The sequence below is a fragment of the Rathayibacter tritici genome (assembly GCF_001641005.1).
Taxonomy (GTDB): domain Bacteria; phylum Actinomycetota; class Actinomycetes; order Actinomycetales; family Microbacteriaceae; genus Rathayibacter; species Rathayibacter tritici.
Map to the genome: position 1 here is coordinate 2,299,133 of NZ_CP015515.1, position 19,539 is coordinate 2,318,671.

Below are 19,539 nucleotides of genomic sequence, written 5' to 3' on the forward strand. Positions count from 1 at the left end.
GCTCAGCCGGCGGAGCGCTCGGCGATCCCCTTCGCGTACGCGGCCTGGCCGACGTGCTGGCTGTCGTCGTCGATCACCGAGACCAGGCGCACCCCGAGGGTCACCGGCGGATCCCACTGCTCATCAACGACGCGCTCGAGATCCTCGTCGCCGAGCGTGTCCAGGTACGCCAGCGTCCGCTCGTGTACGGCGTCTGCGTACTCGGCGAGCAGCGCGGCGGGAACCGCGGCGAGCGCCGCCACCTCCGCGGGCTCCTGCCCGTAGCCGGTCTCGCCGGGTCCGAACGCTAGGCCGGAGCGGCCGTGGAATCCGTCGGCGGTCCAGACCTGCTCATGGCCGGCGAGCGGGGCGAGGTGGTCGTCCTGCACCCGGAGCAGGTGCCAGACGAGCCAGGCCGGCGAGTTCGAGCGGGCGTCCGCGCGGAACGCGAGCTGCTCGGGGGTGCTGTCGTCGAGGACGGCGTGCACGTTCTCGTGCACCCGGCCGAAGGCGTCGCGGAGGAGATCGATGGCTGCGCTCATACGGCCAGCCTGCCGCGCGCTCGGCCGCGACGGCACCCCCCTCCGCGGGCCTTGGAGGAAGTGCGGAGGCGGGTGCCCGATACTCGGCCCGTGACGTCCGGATCCTCGAACCTGGCGATGAAGCCGTGGCTGACCTCCTACGCGGAGGGCGTGCCCGCCGAGATCGACCCGCCCACCCAGACCCTCGTCGACCTCCTCGACGACTCAGTCGCCCAGTACCGCCGCGGCACGGCGCTCGAGTTCTTCGGCGCCACGACCAGCTACGCCGAACTCGGCGAGCAGGTCGCCCGCGCCGCGGAGGGACTGCGCCGCCTGGGCGTGCGCGCGGGCGACCGGGTCGCTCTGGTGCTGCCCAACTGCCCGGAGCACGTGATCGCCTTCTACGCAGCGCTCCGCCTCGGCGCGATCGTGGTCGAGCACAACCCGCTCTACACTCCGCGCGAATTGCGCCGGCAGTTCGAGGACCACGGCGCCCGATTCGCGGTCGTCTGGAACATGATCGCCGACGTCGTCGCGACGATGCCCGCCGATCTGGGCATCGAACGGGTCGTCTCGGTCGACCTGACGCGCTCCTTCCCGCTCGCCAAGCGCCTGGCGCTGCGGCTCCCCCTGCCGGCCGCGCGCCGGTCCCGCGCGAAGTTGACCGCGACTCCCCGCAGCCGCTCCCTGGTGGCCTTCGCGTCACTCCTGAAGAACCGACGCCTTGCGCGTTCGCACCCGCGGCCCACCCTCGGCGACACGGCGCTGCTGCAATACACCAGCGGCACGAGCGGGACCCCGAAAGGCGCGATCCTCTCGCACGCGAACCTCCGCGCCAACGCGCTGCAGGGCCGGGCCTGGGTGCCGGGCCTGCGGGAGGGCGACGAGACGTTCTATGCGGTACTCCCGCTGTTCCACGCCTACGGGCTGACGCTCTGCCTGACCTTCGCGATCAGCATCGGCGCGAAAGTCGTGCTGTTCCCGACCTTCGACGTCGAGCTCGTGAAGGCCGCCGCGAAGGGGTCGCCACCCACGTTCCTCCCCGCGGTGCCGCCCGTCTACGACGCGCTCGCGCGGGCCTCCGAGCGGAATGAACTCGACCTGCGCGGCATCCGCTTCGCCATCTCCGGGGCGATGAGCCTGCCGGTGGCGACGGTGGATCGCTGGGAGCGCGCGAGTCGAGGGCTCCTGGTCGAGGGCTACGGCATGACCGAGAGTTCCCCCGTCGCCCTCGGCAACCCGGTCGGCCCGACCCGCCGGCCCGGCACGGTCGGCGTGCCGTTCCCGAGCACGACGATCCGCCTCGTCGACCCCGCCGATCCCTCGGTCGACTGCGCTCCCGGCGAATCCGGCGAGCTGCTTCTGCACGGGCCGCAGGTGTTCCAGGGCTACTGGAAGCGGCCGGAGGAGACGGCCGAGGCCCTCCTCCCCGGTGGCTGGCTCCGCACCGGTGACATCGCGACCGTCTCGGGCGACGGCTTCGTGACGATCGTCGACCGAGCGAAGGAGCTGATCATCACCGGCGGCTTCAACGTGTCGCCCTCCGAGGTGGAGGGGGTGCTGGAGTCGCACCCCGATGTAGTGCGTGCGGCCGTCGTCGGGCTCCCCCGCGCCGATGGCGGCGAGAGCGTCGCGGCGGCAGTCGTGCTGCGCGCCGGAACGGCCGTGGACCCCGAGGCGCTCCGCGACTTCTGCCGCCTGTACCTCACGCCGTACAAGGTGCCCAAGCGGGTCGTGCCGGTGGATGAGCTGCCGACCTCACTGATCGGCAAGGTCTTGCGGCGCGAGGTGCGCGAGAGTCTGCTGGACTGACGCGTACCGGTGACGGATCGAGACGGGCGCGGGCGGCGGCCCAGCGGCGAGGAGGACGACATGGCGAGGATCGTGCAGTACGAGCGCATCGGCGGGCCCGAGGTACTCGAGCTGGTCGAGGCACCGAATCCCGTGGCGGGGCCCGGAGCCGTGGTGGTCGCTATCCGCGCCGCCGGCGTGAACCCGATCGAGTGGAAGGTGCGCTCCGGACTGCGCCCGAGCCCGCCGTTCGACGGTCCCCGGCGGCTCGGGTCGGACGGCTCCGGAGTGATCGTGGCCGTCGGTCCGGGTGTGGTGGGGTGGAGCGTCGACGACCGGGTGATCGTCAGCGGCGCCACCGGCACCTACGCCTCCGCGCTCGCCGTCTCCCCCGACGCGCTCGACCCGCTCCCGGACGGACTCGGCTTCGAGGAGGCGGCGGCTCTGGGCATCCCGGCCTCCACCGCCTACCAGGCCGTCATCTCGCTCGGAGTCGCGGAAGGATCGTCGTTCCTGGTCCACGCGGGTGCCGGAGCGGTCGGTCGCGCTGCGATCCAGTTCGCCGTCGACCGGGGTGCCCGGGTCATCGCCACCGCGAGCCCGGCGAACCACGAGGTGTTGCGCGGACTCGGAGCGGTGCCTGTCGCTTATGGGCCGGGACTACTGGAGCGGCTGCGCGCCGCGGCGCCCGAGGGCGTCGACCGCGTGCTCGACGCGGCGGGGACGGACGAGGCCCTGGAGGCCTCGCTCGCGCTGGTCGCGGATCCGCAGCACATCGGCACGGTCGTGGTCGGCGCGCGGGCCGCCGAGCTCGGCATTCGCGCCTGGATGGGCGGGAGTCCCGTGCCGCTGACCGAGGAGGAGCAGCGCCTCCGCCGCGAGGGCGTGCCGCTGGCGGCCCGGCTGGCGAGCGAAGGCCGCTTCTCGGTCGAGATCGGCCCGCGCCTCCCCCTCGAGCAGGCCGCCGAGGCGCACCGGCTCAGCGAGGACGGGCACGTGCGCGGGAAGATCGTGCTCGTGCCGTGAGCCGGGTCCGATCCCCGCGCCGCCCGTCTCGCCCACCGCGTTCACCGCTTCCACCGCTTCCACCGCTTCCACCGCTTCCACCGCTTCCACCGCTCTCACCGTCGAGAAGGAGTCCTCGTGTCCACTGACGACACCACCCCCGTGATTCTGGGGGGAGCCCGCACCCCGTTCGCCCGCTTCGCCGGGCTATTCGCTCCCCTGTCCGGCGTCGAGCTCGGCGCCGTCGCCGTCCGCGGGGCCCTCGACCGCTCGGGCGCCTCAGCTGCCGACGTCGACGCGGTCGTGCTCGGTCAGGTGATCCAGGCGGGAGCCGGCCAGGGACCGGCCCGACAGACCGCCGTCCTCGCGGGCCTGGGCTGGGACGTCCCGGCGGTCACGATCAACAAGCTCTGCCTGTCGGGCCTTACCGCCGTCATCGACGCCGCGCGGATGATCAGGCTCGGCGAGGCGCAGGTCGTCGTGGCCGGCGGGCAGGAGTCGATGACCAACGCGCCGCACCTCCTGCTCGCCTCCCGCTCCGGTCTGGGCGTCGGCGCACGTCCGCTCGAGGACGCCCTGCTGCATGACGGCCTGCTCGATCCGTTCGACGGGCGTCTGATGGGACGGGTGACGGACGATGGCACCACCGCGCGGGGCATCCGCCGCGACCGCCAGGACGCGTTCGCCGCGCTGTCGCATCGGCGAGCCGCGCAGGCGCGGGCGACCGGCGTACTCGCCGAAGAGAGTGTGCCGGTCGCGGTGCCGCAGCGTCGCGGTGCGGATCTCGTCGTCTCGGCGGACGACGGGATCCGGGAGGACAGCACCGTCGAGACGCTCGCTCGCTTGGCCCCCGCGTTCTCGCCGGAGGGCACGATTACGGCGGGCAGTTCGTCGCCGATCACCGATGGAGCGGCCGCTCTCGTGGTCGTCTCGCGCGGTTGGGCCCGGGAGCGCGGGCTGCCGTGGCTCGCGACGATCGCCGAGCACGGCCAGGTCGCCGGGCCGGACAACTCCCTGCACTCGCAGCCGTCGGCCGCGATCCTGCAAGCACTCGGCAGGCGCGGAGCCGCGGTGACGGATCTCGACCTGATCGAGATTAACGAGGCGTTCGCGTCGGTGGTCCTGCAGTCGGCGGACGACCTGGGCGTCGCACCCGAGTCGATCAATCTCGACGGCGGGGCGATCGCGCTCGGCCACCCGGTGGGCGCTTCCGGCGCCCGACTGGCCCTGCACCTGGCGCTCGCGCTGCGCCGCCGAGGCGGGGGGCTGGGCGTTGCCGCACTCTGCGGCGGCGGCGGGCAGGGCGAGGCACTGATCCTCGAGGGCTGAGCGCACCGGTCACCGTCCGCGCAGGGCATCGAGCCCCCGTCCTCGGGGGAGAATCGCCGCACCCAGGAGGGGCAGTGCCGTCATCAGCGCGAGCATCGCCGTCGCGTCCGTCGCCGCGAGCCGGAGCGCCAGCGGCGACCACGGCAGGAGCACGACCGCCGCGCCCAGTCCGGTGACGACGCCGACCCCCGTGGTGAGGGCTGCCTGCACAGCGAGCATGAGGAGCAGGCGCCCGGTCGAGAGGCCGAGGCTGCGGTAGAGCGCGATGTCGGCGCGCTGCGCGAGCCAGGAGGCCGCGAGCCCGAGCGCGCAGAGCAGGGTGCCGAGGAGTGCGCCGATTCGGGAAAGGCGCCCTTCGACCTCCGCGTCGAGCGCTCCGATCCCGCCGAGGGCGGGGGCGATCGGGGCGGCGGTCGTCTGGAGGTCGGCCGGGAACCAGGAGGCGGCGAGTGCGCCGACCGCCGCGGCCGCGCCCGGCTCCGCTTCGACGAGGCACTCCTGAACGGTTCGACCGGCCGGCTCGACCACGACCAGCGCCCGATCGGCGAACGGCAGTCGAGGCGAAGGGCCGGCGATCTGGTCCACCCGCGTCTGCGCCGCCGGATCGCCGTCGACGAGCCCGACGACGAAGCCCGGACCGAGGAGGCCGGCGCGCTCGGCGAGCAGCCGGCCCGCCACAGCTGAGGCCGGCAGGTCGGTTCTGAGGGCGTCGCCCGGCCAGAGGACTCGGGGGAAGCCGGCCGTCACCTGCAGCAGCGAGATCGCCGATCCGTCCGCGTCGTGGATGGTGCTCGTCGCGATCGTGCCGCCCGCCGCGACAACTCCCTCGACCCCGCGCAACTCCTCGCACCTCGCTGCCGGGAGTGGCCGGCGCTCCGCCGCGGTGATCGAGACCACCGTCGCACCGTCGGTGACGAGCGCCGCGGCCTTGGCCTCGAGTGCGCCGATCTCGACGGAGGTGAGGGTCGGCACCAGCAGCCCGGCCAGCAGCGCGGCAACGGCAGCGAGCAGGCCGGGCCAGGGGCGCGCACGGGCGTTCCGCGCCGCCTCGGTCACGACCGAGTGCGCTCTGAGGCGTCTCACCGCGGTTCACCGCGCTCGAGTAGTCCGTGCTCACGTGTTGTGTGCTCGCGTACTTCGTGCTCGAGCACTCCGCCGTCGAGCAGCACCGCCCGATCGCACGCCGCGGCCACAACCGGATCGTGGGTCGCGACGATCACTGCCGCACCCGTCGCCGTAGCGCCGAGAAGCGCCCGGATCACGAGCGCGCGCGACTGGGGATCGAGCGAGGCGGTCGGCTCGTCCGCGAGGATCACCTCGCTGCGGGCGACCACCGCGCGCGCCACCGCGATCCGCTGCCGTTCCCCTCCCGACAGCTCGTGCACCGGCCGGTCGCGCAGCCCCGCCACCCCGACCGCGAGCAGCGCACGGTCCGCCTCCGCCTCCGCCTCCCGTCGCCGTGCGCCCCGCGCAAGTGCGCCGAGCGCTGCATTGTCGAGGGCCGTCCGCCGAGCGAGGAGAGGAGTGGACTGGACGATCCAGGCGATCCGCTCCGGCGGCACGGTGCGGATTCGACCGGAATCCGGGCGGAGCTGACCGGCGAGTACCGCGAGCAGCGTCGACTTCCCGGCGCCCGAGGGACCGCAGAGCGCGACCGCCTCGCCCGCCGACACCGAGAGCGCCACGTCCTGCAGGACCGGGCGGCCACCGAACACCACCCGCACAGTGGACGCCTCGATCAGCATCGACGACTCTCTCGCTGCGGCAGCTCGGAAGGTAGTGGACGCCCCGGTCAGCACGGCGGATCCCCGGTGCCGGCGGCCACCAGTACCTCATCCCCACTCGCCAGGTCTCCCGAGACGGTTGAACGGCCGAGCGAACTCGACTCTACAGCGACCTCGCGCCGCTGCGCCGCGCCTCCCGCCGCGCGCGCGAGCACGCAGGTGCCGTCGGTGCCAAGCGCCGCGCTCGGGACGACCACGGTGCCCGCTGCGGCATCCGCGACCAGCACCCCGTCGGCCCGGGCCCGGTCGTCCGCGACGAGCCGCTGCAGATCGGCGAGTCCGGACGCAGCGATACTGCGCCGGTCCTCCGACAGCGGCAGCGCCGTGCCGACGATCTCGAGCCGCTCGCTCTCGGCCGCGGTAGTCGCCTCCTGCACGCCCGTCGCGCCCCCCTCGCCGGCGTCGGCCGTCGTCACCGCGTCCAGGACGGCGGAGGTCACGGCCGGCCGGGTCGTGGCGAGGGACTGTCCGGGCGCCGGTGCGAGCGCGCCGACGTACAGGGCGGAGGTCGCGATCGTCACCTGGCTGCTCGGGAGGTACACGAGCCATGCCGGGTCGAAGGTCTGCAGGTCCGCTGTCCCGGGCACTCCGAGGGAGTGAGCGAGCTCCCGGACCGCGCGCAGCGTGGGCACCGTGAACCGGTGGGAGTCGGGCGCGTCGAGGTCGAGTCCGCGTAGCAGCTCGTTGAGAGCCGCGGCGTCATCCCCCTCGTCGCCGACCCGCAGCTCCGTCGAGAACGGCCGCTCAGAAGCGACGGCCATCCGGTCGATCCCGGCGATCGTCGCGATGATGTCCCCGCTGCGCAGCACGGCTCCCGGACTCGCGCTCGACGCCTCGACCACCCCGCTCCAGGCCGGCGCGTAGAGCTCGGGCGCGGCGGCCCGACTCAGCACCACTCCGACCGTCCTGCGCTCGTGCTCCGCGCCCGGCTGCACCGGAGCCCAGACGTCGACCGGGGGTGCGAGACCAGCGGACGCGGTGGAACGCTCGAGCAGCACGAATCCTGCCACCGGCAGCACGGTCCAGGCCACTAGTCCGAGCGCGAGCAGGGTCCGGGCAGCGATCACCGAGCCGCGCCGGAGCCGAGCCGCCCAGTGCCGTTCCACACCGCTCATGATCAGTACCCGGCCGTGAGGGAGGGCAGATCCGGGTAGAGGCGTGCCCCTTCGTGCTGCACGCATTCGAGCACGGCGTCCCCGTTCTCCTCACCGACCGACTTCACGAACTCGGCGATGACGTCGGCCTCCGGTGCGGGGTCGAGCCCGCGGGCGTGAAGGCAGGCGGACGTCGCCTCGACCAGGGGCGGATCCATACTCTGCGGCTGCGACAGTTCGTAGGCCTTGGCCACGCTCGTCCAGTGCACGGCGTTGCACTCGTCGATGTCGGCGAGAGCCGCGGACTGCTCGCGGCTGCCGAAGTCGGAGCTGAACTCGTAGCGCACCCCGTCGACGGGGCTGACGACGGGACCCTCGACCGTGACGCCGTGCTCGGTCAGACACGACTCAAGACGGGCGAACGCCTCGTCGTACTCCTGGAAGGTCACCGCGCCGTCCTCGAGTGCAGCCTGCTGCTGGGCGTGACCCGCTTCCCCCTCTTCCTGGGCGAGGGCGCGGATCTGCGCGGCTCCCATCGGCTGGCCCGGTGTCGGCACGGCAGGCGCGGTGGAGCAGCCCGCGAGTGCGGCCGCGGCGAGGACCGCCGCGACCGCACTCTTCAGTGATCGACTCACGTCGACCGCTCGTATCCGCCGTTGATGGTGTGGTTGCCGTGAACCGTCGATCCCGCAGGCTTGTCCATCGACGTGCTCACGTTCCCCACGCTGTAGGCCCAGGGGCCCACCTTCGCGTCGGCGATGGGCCGGGCCCCGGCCGTCTTGTTGCCCCAGCAATAGCCGTCGAACGAGGTGAAGGCATTGGCCCGGTCGTTCTTGGCGTCGCTGCGGTAGTAATAGGTGCCGGAGTTGCAGCCGCCGCCCGGCTGGACCTGCGACTGACCGGACCCGTAGGCGAGAGCCGGCGTGGCCGTCAGCCCGGTGAGGAGAGCCGCCGCGGCGACCCCCAGGAATGCTGCTCTCCGTGTGTGTCGGAACATGATCCTCCTTTCGTGGAGCGGGACCGTCCCGCTCCTGAATGGGACGACCCGACGTTATCTCGCGTTCGCACATCAGTATGGCGGAAACTGGCCCCGATCCGTCCGAGCTGCACAAAATGGCCACAAATTGACCCTGTGGAGGAGCATTTGCCCCCCGGCTCGGCGTCAGGAGCCCGTCGGTGCCTCCGACTACGCTCGCGGCATGAGCATCCTGAGCGCTGAGGGCCTCGCCTTCGTTACCGAGCGCCACCTGGCGACCCTCTCCACCCCCGGCCTCCAGGGCCGCCTGCACGTGGTCGCCGTCGGCTTCACCTACGAGGACGGGGTCGTCCGCGTCATCACCTCCCGGGAGAGCCAGAAAGTGCTGAACGTGCGGCGCGGTGGCACCGCGACCGTCAGCCAGGTCGACGGCATCCGCTGGCTGAGCCTGGGCGGCCCCGCGACCATCGAGGAGGAGCCGAACGCTGTGCAGCATGCCGTCGAGCTCTACGCCGCGCGCTACCGCACGCCGCGGCCCAACCCCCTCCGCGTCGCGATCCGTATCGACGTCGACTTCGCTCTCGCCTCCTCCGGACTCCGCGCGGAGTAGCTGGATGACCCACGGTGACGCACTGGGCGGGGGCGGTGTACTCTCCTCTCTCCGTACCTACCGCTACGCGCGCCTCTCCCTGGTCGCGGCCGTGGTACTCCTCGGAACCGGCCTCGCCTGGCACTTCGCCACCGGCGGCCCGCTGCGCTCGATCAGTGCCTCGTACTACACGCCGATCCGCTCGCTCTTCACCGGAGCGCTCGTCGCAGTCGGCGTCGCGCTGGTCGTCCTCGCCGGGAGGAGCGTGCGACGCTTCCTCTTACTGTTGGCGGGCATGACGGCGCCGGTGATCGCTCTGGTGCCGGTGCCGCTCACCTCGGAAGAGCTGCGGCGCCTACTCGGAACGGCCTGCCCGGGCGGCGCGACGGCGTGCCTTCCCGACCGGGCCGCAAAAGAGGTCGCCGCGTCCCTGCCCGCCTACCTGATCACCGCCGCCGCTGTCCTGCTGACCTCGGTGGTCCTGCTCGCGCTCGACCGGGTTCTGGACCGCTGGGCGCTCGTCCGCACCGGGATCGCGGCCGCTCTCCTGATCGCGCTGGCCGGATGGAGTACGTTCCCATCCTTCCTGCGCCTCGGCCACTACGCCGCCGCCGGACTCTTCTTCTTCCTGATCGCCATCACCGCCGGCATTCACGCCGCTGCTGTGCGGGAGGAGGGGGCCTCAGGACCAGGGACGCCCCGCTTCTACTCCCGCTGCTACGCCGCCCTCGCGGTGCTGATCGCCGCGGTCGACGCGACCCTGATCGCCCTTCTCCTCAGCGGACGCGGCACGGAGCTGCTGGGCGAGCAGTGGCTCCTGCTCGGCGAGGCGCTCGCGCTCGCCCTCTTCGGAGTGTTCTGGGTCTTGCAGACGGTCGAGAACTGGGACCGCCCCGACGCGCTGCTCCTCGCGCGGCGGTGAAGGGGCAGGAGGAGGCAGTCCCTGCGGACCGCGTCCTCCTGCTGGCCTCACCGAATCAGCGTGAACGACGGGCTCCGACCGTCGTTGCCGGCGGCATCGTAGGCGTGCGCTACCAGGGTGTAGCGACCGTCCGGGTATGTCCACGACTCCAGCGTCAGACGCCACGAGCCGTCACTGGCCTTCGTCGCATCGCCCACTTTCGTCGTGCCGCTCCAGAAGCTCAGGCGAGTCGTGCCGACGGCGTCCTTCGACGAGGCGACGAGCGTGACCGAGCCGCGCACCGTTGTACCGCTGGTAGGAGCCGTGATCGCGACCACCGGCGCGGTGGTGTCGCGCGCGGGAGTCGGACTGGGGCTCGACGTCGGACCCGCGCCGAGGTCCCAGGCATCCCAGAGCACGTCGGCGATCAGCGCCTGGCCCGCCACGTTGGGGTGGAACCAGTCGACAGTCGTCGAGAGCTTGTCGAGCCCGACGGGTGTCGCTGACAGCGCTCCACCATCCCAGACGCAGCCGTTCGACGTCGCTGAGCACGCCGCCGCGAGACTGCGATTGAACTGTGCCGATCGCTCAGCTGCGGCCGCGACCGACGCCGAGTACGCCGTGCCTGTGAGCGCCGCACCAGTCTCGGCGTCGACACCTCTCGTGGTGCTGCAGACACCGGCTTGGGCCCAGATCAGCGCTCCGAGAGTCGGCTTCACGACTTTCCACTCGCCCGTCACGTTCGGCATCGAGGAGACGAGCACGGTCGCTCTCGGCCACGCCGCCGAGATCGAGCGCATGATCCCAGTGGCTGAGGAGGCGAAACCTGCCGCAGACGTCATCGCGTACCCGTCAGCGGCGCTCGGCTCGAGCGTCAGCGAGCAGAGGTCGTTCCCGCCGATCAGAAGGGTGACGACGTCGGGCTGCTCGCCCGCCGCGACCGCCGCGGAGATCCGCGACGTCACTCCGCTGATGAGGCTGCCCGACTTCGCGTAGTTCGCGGTCCGCACGGACGTCGTCGAATCCGCTGCCTCCAGTCTGGACGCGATTGACTTGACCGCGCTCGCAGAACCCGTCGCCCAGGAGTTCTCCGCGCAGTCGCGGTTGATCCCGCAGGTCGTTGCGGCCCGCGTGACCGAGTCGCCCAGCGCGAGTACCGTGCGCGTCTGCGCCGCCTGCGCCGGCTGAGCGATGACGAGGCCGCCGAGCAGCGCCAGCGCTGCCACCCCGACCCCGGCCATCCGTCGTCCTGATCGTCCTGCTGTCTTCCCCATGTCTGTACCGTTCCCGAGTGTCGTAGAAGTGGAAACGCGAGCCGAAAGGGCCGCGAGCGCCGAGCGTATGTTCGGCGTTCTGCTCGCCAAGCGCGGCGGAGAACGGCTCCCGCTCAGCGGACCCCGTACGGGGGACTCCGGGCGCGATCCAGGGTTAGAACGCGCCAGAATTGCAGGAACGAACCTCCACCAGCATCACCGCGACGCTCAGCCCGTTACCCGCGCCGATCAGCAGCACGCGGTCACCGACCGACAGCACCTTCCTCTCGACGAGATCGGACAGCGCCAGGATCTGATCGCTGACCCCCGTGTGCCCGATCGAGCGTCCGTACTCCCAGCAGTTCGCCTCGGCGAGGCCGCCGAAGATGTCCTCGTACACACTCGCGCTGATGCCCCTGCCCACATTCGGGTAGACGACGAACCGCGCCGGCCGTTCGAGAAGGGGAAATCGAGCCAGGAGGCGTGACCGCAACGACCCGAGGGCCTGCGCGAAGACGGACCGAATCCTGTCGTCGCCGTACTGGCGAAGGTATGCACGCTTCGCCGAGCTGACGTCGTAGTCTCGGCCCGGCTCCTGCCCGTTCTCCTCGCTCGGCTGCTCAAAACGGTAGAGCCGTTCGAGCTCGCTGCCCTGCTCGACATCGAGGTGGAGGATCTCGAGCGGACCCGGGCGAGGTGCCAGGACGACAGCGGAGGCCGCATCACCGAACACGGTGCCGCTGTCGGAGGACCAGCGTTTAAACAGCGACCCACCGAAGCGGTCCGCGCCGATGATGAGCGCCGCAGAACGCGGATGCAACCGCAGATGATCCGCGGCGATCCGCATGGCAACGAAGGCTGCATTGCAGCCCTGGCTAAGCGAAAAGGCGAGCGCCGCCGAGCTGAGCTGGAGTTCGTGGTGGGCGAAGCTCGCCGGCGGCCAGAGCGTCGTGTGACCGTGACGGTGAATGGATGTCCACGCCAGCCAGTCGACGGTATCCACGTCCACCCCCTCCAGAGCGCGCCGCGCCGCCGTCACACCCATCTCCGCCGGGAACGCCGCGGGTTCTACGGCGACGCTGGTGAAGTCGTCCTTGTCAGCACGCTGTGGGTCGTAGGAACCTGCCTCGACGGCGTTCCGCACGGTCTCTCGACTAGTGGGCAGCCACGTCCCGAGTCCGAGGAGAAAGAGCCTGCTGCGATCGCCCTGTTCCGGCCAGGCGCTCATGTGGTCTCGAGCGCCTGCATCAGGTCGTCGAGAATGTCGTCACCGTGCTCGAGACCAACGGACAGCCGGATGAGGTCGAGTGGTATCGGGGGTGTTCCCGGCGTCGCGACCACCTGCCGATGCGTACCGATGGCGGGGATCGTGGCGGTGCTCTTCACTCGGCCGAGGTCGTTCGCCCGCCATACCAGCTTCAATCGATCGAACACCCGAGTGGCTGCCGTGATTCCGCCGACCGGGCGGAAGCTGAGGAGGAAACCGTACCGGTGGACGAGGTCGGCCTCGTCTCCGCTGTCGACCAGCACCATCTGCCGGGCTAGCTCGTGACTCGGATGCGATGCCAGCCCTGGATAGAACACGTCGGCGACACGATTCGACGTCTGGAGCTGTTCGGCAATGGTCAACGCGGAGCAGGACATCGCATCGACCCTGCGCCGGAGGTCCCGAATTTCATTCAGGATCATGAATGCAGTGAAGGGACTGAGGACAGCACCCATATCCCGCACCGGCCCGCGGCGGAGATAGTCCGCGAAGTCCTCGGCCACCGACGGGTCCGCAACAGAGGACGTGATGCCCCGCCTGGCGACCACGGCGCCGGCAAGGCTGGTCCCACTGGCGCCCGCTGCTTTGCCCAGCGCGTGGACGACGATGTCTGCTCCCAACCCGAGCGGACGCATCAGAGCCGGCGTGGCCAGTGTCGCGTCGATAATGAGAGGAGCGCCGGCATTATGCGCGATAGCGGCGAGAGCGGGGATATCGACGAGGGAGAGTAGCGGGTTGGCGGGAACCTCCGCGTAAACGAAACGCGTGTGCTGGTCGATTCGCGCAGCCCACTCCTCGGGGGAGGCGTTCTCCGGGATCCACCGTACCTCGACTCCCCTCTCCTTGGCATAGCGTTGTGAGAAGACCATGAAGGTCGCTCCGTAGCAGGCAGCGGAGGCAACGATATTGAGGGGCCCGTTCGGCGACACCGCGAGGAAAGGTGACGTGGCGAGCGTCACGGCAGCCATTCCGGACGGTGTCGCGACCGCTGACACTTCGCCGTCGACACAATAACCTTCCAGAGCAGCGACCACGGCTTCGAGGGTGCGAACGGTCGGATTACCCAGCCTGCTGTAGATCCACCCGTCCGTCTCACCCGAGAGCGCCGACTCCATGTCGGCCGCTGACGAGAAGTGCTGGGCGGTCGTGAGATAGAGCGGAGGGATGATCGATCCCTGATTCCGTGCCGCCTCGTCATGTCCGTAGCCGGCAGAACTAGCCAGGGTATCAAACCGCATTCCCGTCGTCATCGTCTTTCACCGCCTGCACCGACCGCAGACAGTGCGTGACGGTCGGCATCAGCTTCCTCGATTCGACGGAGAATTTCGGCCGATCGGATGGAGGTGAGACTCAATGACCCGCCGTCGCCGATTCCGTGACTTCGCTCGCACAGGCCGTTCAACGCGACCACCCCCGAAACATCGTGCGGGGCGTTCGCGAAGCGGACAGCGTACCCGCGGTCGACCTGGAGAGCTCCGAGCGCGGGCTCCTGCCACTCTGACAGGCCCTCCAGCAGCCCGATCCTCGGCAGATCTCCGGGAGTTGATCCGGTGGTGACGAAGCCCGTCGCCAGCACGACGAGATCGAACAGGGCGCCCTTCACCTCACCCGTCGCGTGGTTCTCGAGTATCAGACGCACACCGCCGGACTCGTCGGCTGCCGCCTCGACGACCTCGGTCAACCGATGCAGCTCGATCTGCTCGCGCCCGCGGAGCTTGTCGTAGTACATCTGCCGGTAAAGCTCTTCCAACACGTCCATGTCGCACGCGCCATAATTAGTCCTGATGATATCCCGATCTATCCGCTGTTTTACTTGTGCAGAGGCGTGATAGTACATGTCAGTGAATTCTGGGAAGAACGCCTCGCTCATGAAGGGGCTAGTGTCCTTCAGCGGGAAGGCGTATCTGCGCATGATTGAGTGGACCGAGATGTCAGGATACGTCTTCGTGAGGTGAAGCAGGATCTCACCTGCGCTCTGGCTGCTCCCGACCACTGCGACTCTACTGTCAGGCCCGAGTCCGGCGAGTACCGGTGTGGTTCTGGTCCGATACTGTGCTTGATGAACGACTCGGTCCGTCTCCAGCCCCGCGAACTGTTCCGGTACATTCGGCTCCCGGCCGGTGCCGACGACCACGTGCCGCGCGTGATAGTGATTCCCCGAAGTAGTGACGATGTGGTAAGCCCCTCCCCCGGGGACGGTCTCGTCGTAGGTGAGCGTCTGCACTCGCCGATTGCAATGAAGGCGGTTGTCGAACTGCTGCGCCACCCACTGGATGTACTGTGCGTAGTCGGGCCGCAGCGGCATCAACATATCCATGTTGAGATGGGAGAACAGGAGCTCGTTTTCAACCAAATAGTTGAGGAATGTATATTTGCTTCGAGGATTGCGGGGCGTGACAAGGTCTCGGTACGGGATGTTCTGGATATTCGAGTAGGTGTCGAGGCTGATCTCGAAAAGCATTTCCTCCTGCCAGATCGGCGTTTCCGAAGCCTCGAGGAATAGCCAGTCCTCGTATCTACCCGATTCTTCGAGCGCAATCGCCAGAGCGATATTCGATGGCCCGAAACCGATACCAATGATGTCGTGTACGTGCATCCTTTTTTTCCTCCTCATCGCAGCTCCGCCTCGTGCACGGACGTGGCGTACTACCGGGCGAGCGCGCTACCGGACGAGCGCGTCGGTCGACGCTGATCAATTCGTGGTGTCGAGCACCGATACGTCCGAGGGTCCAGCGTTCTTCTCGCGCTTCTTCGGACCACGGAGGCAGGCAACGATGGCGAGCGACATCGCACACGAGACGCTTCCCGTGTACAGGATGGGCTCGTAGCCGCCGACGTGGTCGTGCAGGACCGCGCCGACCTGGCTGCTCAGTGCGGCACCGACTTGATGGACGGCCCACAGCACCCCGAGCAGCAAACCGCGGACCCGCGCAGGGTAGGACTCGACGATCCACACCGTTGTCGCAACGACGGTCATCAGGTAACTCGAACCGAAGACGACTCCAAAGAACTGGACCACGACATCGTTGGGACCGACGGCGAGCAGCAGAACTGCCGAGCCACGAAGCAGGTAAGCGGCAAGCAGGACGCCTCGAACGAACCCGCGATCGCAGAGAAGGCCGGCGATGAAGGCACCGATGATCTCCGTCGATCCGATCAGGATCATTGCGCTGGACATCGCCGTCGAGGTCACCCCATGATCGGCCATATCGGGCATGAGGTGAACGTCGACGAATGCCATCGTGGCACCGCAGGCCATGAAGGCGAGCGCGAGCGGAGCGAACGGCACGCTCAGCGCCGCTGTCATTCCCCGGAGGCGACGCTGAGGTGAGTCCGACACCGAGCGCGCCGCCGGTTCGACGATGCGAACGGTGAAGGAGAGCGGGAGGAAGACGACGATAAAGACGCCCCCCAGGACGAGCATCACGGACTGCCATGTCGTGACGCTCTCCAGCCAGATCCACAAAGGAACGAGGAGGATGAAGCCGAGGGCGGTCCCATTGGTCAGGAGGGCGTAGAAAAAACCTCGCCGCTCGGGAGGAAAGGCGCGATCGGCGAGCACACCGATCGGGATGTACGAGAGCGACGCGTAGCCGATCGCCCCCAGCGTTCCGTACAGCACCGCGAGAAGCACAAAGTTCTGAGCGAAGGACAGGGAAACGAACATCCCGGCCGACACGACCAGGCCGCTGCGAAGGACCACCAGTGGACCGAGCCGGTCCGAGAGCACACCGACGATCGGCGAGGCCACCGCGATGGTGAGGGCGAACATCGTCGTCGCCAGTGCGAACGCACCTCGGGGCTCGCCGTACGACTCGGCCATCGGCTCGAAGTAGACCTGCACGGTGTTTTTCAACGACGATCCCATCACGGAGATGAGGACCGCGACGCCTGTTATCCACAGGACCGACCGCGCGAGCCGACCACTCGGAGCGTTGTCCATCGTGACTTCCGACATGCGAACCTCCTGACGTCCAGCGGGGATTGAGAGGGAATCAGACGACTCCGGGTCGATCGAGGGTCTCTTCCTGGCCGACGTTCAGCGACCCTATCCCCTAACCCGACGGATGCTCGCGTCCGCGTTCGGGTGACATGGAGCGTCAGTCGCCCACATGCCGCTCAGCGTCATCGACGCGCCCGGGCCGAGGTCGTCGGTCGAGTGGACACCTCGTGATCCGCGAGGAGGCACGGCGCACCACCACGACGCCGGGGCCTGCCACCCTTCTGGTCGGGCAGACGTCGGTATCGTTGAGCGCACCTCACCGAGACCGCTGCTCACGAATCGTCGGCACTCAAGTTTCCGCTGATTGCTGGAGGACCGCGACAGGAGTGAGTCCTACTCCGGTACACCGGCCCCCGCGAAGACCCCACTCTCGAAGCGCTTTCAAGGCGCGAGCAACGGTGACCCCCCTGCGCTCGGAACGGTCACGGAGACCGGTCCGACCAGCCCGACCCAGCCAGGGAACGTCGGAACCTCCCGTCATCGTCGACGAGTATTCCTTCTGGGCCAGACGATCATGTCGGAGTGGATGCCGCGCAACCGCCCTTGGCTGACGTCAGACGAATGCTGAGATTACCCTCGGCCAGGAGGAACGCAGGGCCACCTCACGTCCGACCGACCACAGCGGTCAGGCTCTACTTCTTCGGCCCCACAGCCGGGAGATCGGTGATGCGGTAGCGCGCTCGCCGCGACGCATCGATATAGGGTCGGAAGGCCGCCCGGAGCTTCTGTCGGTTTCTCGGAGAGAGGTCAATCTCGTAGACGTCGTCGTCGATCGAGAACTGCACCGTCGAGCCGTCGGGTGCGAGCACGCCGTCGAGATCATCAACAAGGGTCACTTTGATTGCCACTCCCCCAGTGTGCGCTAATGATGGGGCTGGACACAATTCGCCGCGGCATAGGCCGCCGAGCGCGCCAAGCGAGCACTGCGACCGGCTCATCAGCGAGAGTGGCCCTCTTCACCCTTTGGGGGGTCGAATTCCCACGGATGCCCGGCTGGGAGCCCGATACGGTCGAGCAGCGCCTAGCCTCGCACGGCAGGCGGTTACCGACAGGCCCGAAACGCACAAGACCCGCTCAGAAGAGCGGGTCTCGCGCCGAACATTCTTCGGCACTCGCTTGCGCGGATGAGCCGAAGAAAAACACTCTGGTGGATCCGAGGGGATTCGAACCCCTGACCTCTTCATTGCGAACGAAGCGCGCTACCAACTGCGCCACGGACCCGTGCCTCCCGAGCCGTCACCGGCCCGAACAACTCGTCCACATTAGCACGGCCGAGCGGGCACCCTGCCTCCGCGTCAGGCTCCGCGCCTGCGCTGCAACGCCTGGTCGAGGTCGATTGCGTCGACACCGTCGACGACGCCCATCGAGGCGAAGCGGGAAGAGGGACGGTGGGCCTCGGGAGCCGACGCGGCGGCCCGCGGGGCACGCAGCGGGGCCACCTCGGGCGCGTTCGCGGCGGCGCGCTGGGCGCGCTCCGCCTCCGCCGCCGCCGTGCGCAGCCGCTCGACGGCGTCGATCGAGGCCATCGCCGAAGCGGCGACCGTGCCGCGGGAGAGGTAGAGCGGCTTCGGCAGCGGCCTCGGCGTCCAGCTCGCGCGGTCCTCGTCGAACTCCTCGGAGGCCGTGTCCGCCTCGTCCTCCGCGAGTTCGGCCTCGAAGACCTCGGCGCGGCGCCGCTGGGTCGCGGCGGCTGTCGGCACGACCGCGGCCGGAGCGGCGGTACGGCGGCGACCGGGCGCCAACAGGATCAGCGTGCCAAGGCCCGCGACCAACAGGAGCAGGCCGACAAGCGGCACCGCCCCCGTGCCGCCGAACGGCAGCATCACGAGCCCGACCAGCGCGGCGACCACGCCGACCAACACGGTCAGCGCGGCTCCCTGACGCCACCGCAGGGCCGAGGGCCCCGACCGTGTGCTCCGCCGTGCGCTCGCGGCCGCCCGTCGCAGCGCCTCGCGCGCCGCCTTCTCCGCCTGTGCCAGCTCCATCGTCTGTGCCTTCTCTTCGGCTCGTCGTCGTGTCTCGGTCACCCGGAGCCGGCGCTGCTGCAGCGCCACCTCGCGGGCTGTCGCCTCCGCACGCACGTGCTCGGGCACCTCCGCGGTCTCGGCGAGGATCCGCAGCGTCTGCTGCAGCCTCACCGCGTTGCGCTCGGTCGCGTTGTACGACCGTCGGCGCATCCACGTGGGGATCAAGTAGGCGACCCACAAAACAGCGGCGAGCGCCCAGACGACGCCCCCGCCCAGCCAGTCGCTACTCATGCGGACAACGCTAGGAGTACCGGGTACTTCCATCCGTCATTACGGGTAGGTGTGTCCGTGTGAATCGCGGATCAGGCGGGGCCCGGTCGGAGGGACACCGGCGCCGTCGGAGGGGCCGGAAAGCCCGGAGCGGCGAGACGCGCGGAGATCGACGTCACTCGGCACGCCGACATCGGATGGGACCTGCCCGTCCAAGAAGCGGCGGAGCACTCCGCGCGGCACCTCCTCCGCCACCAGCGCGAAGCAGAAGTGGTCGCGCCAATCGCCGTTGATGTGGATGAAGCGGCGCCGCAGGCCCTCGTAGCGGAAGCCGAGCTTTTCGACCACGCGCAGGCTCGGCCGGTTCTCGGGACGGATGCAGATCTCGATCCGGTGCAGGCTCAGGTCGAGGAAGGCGTGGTCGGCGGCAAGAGCCACGGCGAGCGGAGTGATGCCGCGGCCGGCAAAGCGCTCGGACACCCAGTAGCCGATCGAGCCGGACGACAGCGAGCCGTAGCCGATGTTCGAGATGTTGAGCTGCCCGGCCAGGTCGCCGTCCCAGTCGATCAGGAACGGTACTCCCCCGCCGGCGCGCGCGTTCTGTTGCAGCGAGCGGATGCTGGCGCGCACGTCGAACGCGGCGCCCCCGCGCGGGTCGGACGCCTCCCACTGGCGCAGCCACGATCGGTTCGCGATCAGCTCGCGCTCCAGAGGACGGGCGTCGCGCACGCGGATCGGGCGGACGGTGACACGACCCTCGGTGAGCGTCGGGATCGGGAGCGGCATGATGCGACCCTACTGCTCCGCCGC

At 69.5% G+C, this 19,539-nt stretch carries 19 protein-coding genes and 1 tRNA gene; 5 read left to right on the forward strand and 15 right to left on the reverse strand.

The annotated features are described in order from the left end of the window. Positions 1 to 2: 2 nt before the first annotated feature. Entirely contained in the window at positions 3 to 521 is a 519-nt protein-coding gene (locus tag A6122_RS10395; protein ID WP_068254591.1) for a mycothiol transferase, read from the reverse strand. Between the two features lie 90 nt (positions 522 to 611). Between A6122_RS10395 and A6122_RS10400 the strand changes: the two genes are divergently transcribed. The 3 genes from A6122_RS10400 (at position 612) to A6122_RS10410 (ending at position 4,625) form a co-directional block, all read left to right on the forward strand. Next, complete coding sequence (locus A6122_RS10400) at positions 612 to 2,312, forward strand: long-chain-fatty-acid--CoA ligase (protein WP_257722297.1); 1,701 nt, start codon at positions 612 to 614, stop codon at positions 2,310 to 2,312. Between the two features lie 60 nt (positions 2,313 to 2,372). Further along, positions 2,373 to 3,317, forward strand: coding sequence for an NADP-dependent oxidoreductase (locus tag A6122_RS10405; RefSeq protein WP_068254594.1), 945 nt, complete (start codon positions 2,373 to 2,375; stop codon positions 3,315 to 3,317). Between the two features lie 117 nt (positions 3,318 to 3,434). Then, the gene (locus tag A6122_RS10410) at positions 3,435 to 4,625 is read left to right on the forward strand and encodes an acetyl-CoA C-acyltransferase (RefSeq protein WP_068254596.1); all 1,191 of its coding nucleotides are present in this window, start codon (positions 3,435 to 3,437) and stop codon (positions 4,623 to 4,625) included. Positions 4,626 to 4,634: 9 nt separating this feature from the next. Here A6122_RS10410 and A6122_RS10415 read toward each other — a convergent pair whose 3' ends face one another. From A6122_RS10415 to A6122_RS10435, 5 genes are read right to left on the reverse strand one after another with little or no spacing between them, the layout of a single operon-like run. Continuing rightward, complete coding sequence (locus A6122_RS10415; protein WP_068254597.1) at positions 4,635 to 5,708, reverse strand: ABC transporter permease family protein; 1,074 nt, start codon at positions 5,706 to 5,708, stop codon at positions 4,635 to 4,637. Further along, positions 5,705 to 6,370: an ABC transporter ATP-binding protein gene (locus A6122_RS10420; RefSeq protein ID WP_084415962.1), complete on the reverse strand. Its 666-nt coding sequence runs from the start codon at positions 6,368 to 6,370 to the stop codon at positions 5,705 to 5,707. The genes A6122_RS10415 and A6122_RS10420 overlap by 4 nt, the downstream gene beginning before the upstream one ends. Before the next feature lie 47 nt (positions 6,371 to 6,417). Next, positions 6,418 to 7,524 carry a hypothetical protein gene (locus tag A6122_RS10425; RefSeq protein WP_068254600.1) on the reverse strand — a complete coding sequence of 369 codons (1,107 nt, stop codon included), beginning with the start codon at positions 7,522 to 7,524 and terminating at the stop codon, positions 6,418 to 6,420. 2 nt (positions 7,525 to 7,526) lie between these two features. Then, positions 7,527 to 8,138: a hypothetical protein gene (locus A6122_RS10430; protein WP_068254602.1), complete on the reverse strand. Its 612-nt coding sequence runs from the start codon at positions 8,136 to 8,138 to the stop codon at positions 7,527 to 7,529. Continuing rightward, a complete protein-coding gene (locus A6122_RS10435) occupies positions 8,135 to 8,500 on the reverse strand; it encodes a hypothetical protein (protein ID WP_068254605.1) in 366 nt (121 codons plus the stop codon). The genes A6122_RS10430 and A6122_RS10435 overlap by 4 nt, the downstream gene beginning before the upstream one ends. 202 nt (positions 8,501 to 8,702) lie before the next feature. Between A6122_RS10435 and A6122_RS10440 the strand changes: the two genes are divergently transcribed. Together A6122_RS10440 and A6122_RS10445 are read left to right on the forward strand one after the other, a co-directional pair. After that, positions 8,703 to 9,089, forward strand: a complete 387-nt coding sequence (locus tag A6122_RS10440; RefSeq protein WP_068254615.1) for a pyridoxamine 5'-phosphate oxidase family protein — start codon at positions 8,703 to 8,705, stop codon at positions 9,087 to 9,089. 4 nt (positions 9,090 to 9,093) lie between these two features. Further along, positions 9,094 to 9,990: a hypothetical protein gene (locus A6122_RS10445; protein ID WP_068254618.1), complete on the forward strand. Its 897-nt coding sequence runs from the start codon at positions 9,094 to 9,096 to the stop codon at positions 9,988 to 9,990. 47 nt (positions 9,991 to 10,037) lie between these two features. On the opposite strand, the gene A6122_RS10450 is transcribed toward A6122_RS10445, so the two are convergent. From A6122_RS10450 to A6122_RS10490, 9 genes are all read right to left on the reverse strand, one after another. Further along, positions 10,038 to 11,243, reverse strand: coding sequence for an SGNH/GDSL hydrolase family protein (locus tag A6122_RS10450; protein WP_084415963.1), 1,206 nt, complete (start codon positions 11,241 to 11,243; stop codon positions 10,038 to 10,040). A 154-nt stretch (positions 11,244 to 11,397) separates the two neighbouring features. After that, positions 11,398 to 12,450 (reverse strand): ketoacyl-ACP synthase III family protein, encoded by a 1,053-nt coding sequence (locus A6122_RS10455; RefSeq protein ID WP_084415964.1) that lies wholly within the window; start codon positions 12,448 to 12,450, stop codon positions 11,398 to 11,400. Continuing rightward, positions 12,447 to 13,727, reverse strand: coding sequence for a trans-sulfuration enzyme family protein (locus A6122_RS10460; RefSeq protein ID WP_068254627.1), 1,281 nt, complete (start codon positions 13,725 to 13,727; stop codon positions 12,447 to 12,449). The genes A6122_RS10455 and A6122_RS10460 overlap by 4 nt, the downstream gene beginning before the upstream one ends. Positions 13,728 to 13,735: 8 nt before the next feature. Beyond that, positions 13,736 to 15,085, reverse strand: a complete 1,350-nt coding sequence (locus A6122_RS10465) for a SidA/IucD/PvdA family monooxygenase (RefSeq protein ID WP_167542369.1) — start codon at positions 15,083 to 15,085, stop codon at positions 13,736 to 13,738. Positions 15,086 to 15,181: 96 nt separating this feature from the next. Beyond that, entirely contained in the window at positions 15,182 to 16,447 is a 1,266-nt protein-coding gene (locus A6122_RS10470; protein ID WP_068254634.1) for an MFS transporter, read from the reverse strand. Positions 16,448 to 17,124: 677 nt separating this feature from the next. Next, entirely contained in the window at positions 17,125 to 17,340 is a 216-nt protein-coding gene (locus A6122_RS10475; protein ID WP_167542370.1) for an Lsr2 dimerization domain-containing protein, read from the reverse strand. Positions 17,341 to 17,637: 297 nt separating this feature from the next. After that, a tRNA-Ala gene (locus A6122_RS10480) sits at positions 17,638 to 17,713 on the reverse strand. A gap of 74 nt (positions 17,714 to 17,787) precedes the next feature. Next, positions 17,788 to 18,750, reverse strand: coding sequence for a hypothetical protein (locus tag A6122_RS10485; RefSeq protein ID WP_068254639.1), 963 nt, complete (start codon positions 18,748 to 18,750; stop codon positions 17,788 to 17,790). Positions 18,751 to 18,789: 39 nt separating this feature from the next. Then, positions 18,790 to 19,515, reverse strand: coding sequence for a GNAT family N-acetyltransferase (locus A6122_RS10490; RefSeq protein WP_084415966.1), 726 nt, complete (start codon positions 19,513 to 19,515; stop codon positions 18,790 to 18,792). Positions 19,516 to 19,539: the final 24 nt, after the last annotated feature.

Excerpts from the sequence above, each read along its gene's own strand:
- A6122_RS10460 (WP_068254627.1), bottom strand. The coding sequence starts at position 13,727 with ATGCGGTTTGATACCCTGGCTAGTTCTGCCGGCTACGGACATGACGAG.
- A6122_RS10420 (WP_084415962.1), bottom strand. The coding sequence starts at position 6,370 with ATGCTGATCGAGGCGTCCACTGTGCGGGTGGTGTTCGGTGGCCGCCCG.
- A6122_RS10435 (WP_068254605.1), bottom strand. The coding sequence starts at position 8,500 with ATGTTCCGACACACACGGAGAGCAGCATTCCTGGGGGTCGCCGCGGCG.
- A6122_RS10395 (WP_068254591.1), bottom strand. The coding sequence starts at position 521 with ATGAGCGCAGCCATCGATCTCCTCCGCGACGCCTTCGGCCGGGTGCAC.
- A6122_RS10455 (WP_084415964.1), bottom strand. The coding sequence starts at position 12,450 with ATGAGCGCCTGGCCGGAACAGGGCGATCGCAGCAGGCTCTTTCTCCTC.
- A6122_RS10465 (WP_167542369.1), bottom strand. The coding sequence starts at position 15,085 with ATGCACGTACACGACATCATTGGTATCGGTTTCGGGCCATCGAATATC.
- A6122_RS10450 (WP_084415963.1), bottom strand. The coding sequence starts at position 11,243 with ATGGGGAAGACAGCAGGACGATCAGGACGACGGATGGCCGGGGTCGGG.
- A6122_RS10445 (WP_068254618.1), top strand. The coding sequence starts at position 9,094 with ATGACCCACGGTGACGCACTGGGCGGGGGCGGTGTACTCTCCTCTCTC.
- A6122_RS10425 (WP_068254600.1), bottom strand. The coding sequence starts at position 7,524 with ATGAGCGGTGTGGAACGGCACTGGGCGGCTCGGCTCCGGCGCGGCTCG.
- A6122_RS10490 (WP_084415966.1), bottom strand. The coding sequence starts at position 19,515 with ATGCCGCTCCCGATCCCGACGCTCACCGAGGGTCGTGTCACCGTCCGC.
- A6122_RS10470 (WP_068254634.1), bottom strand. The coding sequence starts at position 16,447 with ATGTCGGAAGTCACGATGGACAACGCTCCGAGTGGTCGGCTCGCGCGG.
- A6122_RS10485 (WP_068254639.1), bottom strand. The coding sequence starts at position 18,750 with ATGAGTAGCGACTGGCTGGGCGGGGGCGTCGTCTGGGCGCTCGCCGCT.
- A6122_RS10440 (WP_068254615.1), top strand. The coding sequence starts at position 8,703 with ATGAGCATCCTGAGCGCTGAGGGCCTCGCCTTCGTTACCGAGCGCCAC.
- A6122_RS10405 (WP_068254594.1), top strand. The coding sequence starts at position 2,373 with ATGGCGAGGATCGTGCAGTACGAGCGCATCGGCGGGCCCGAGGTACTC.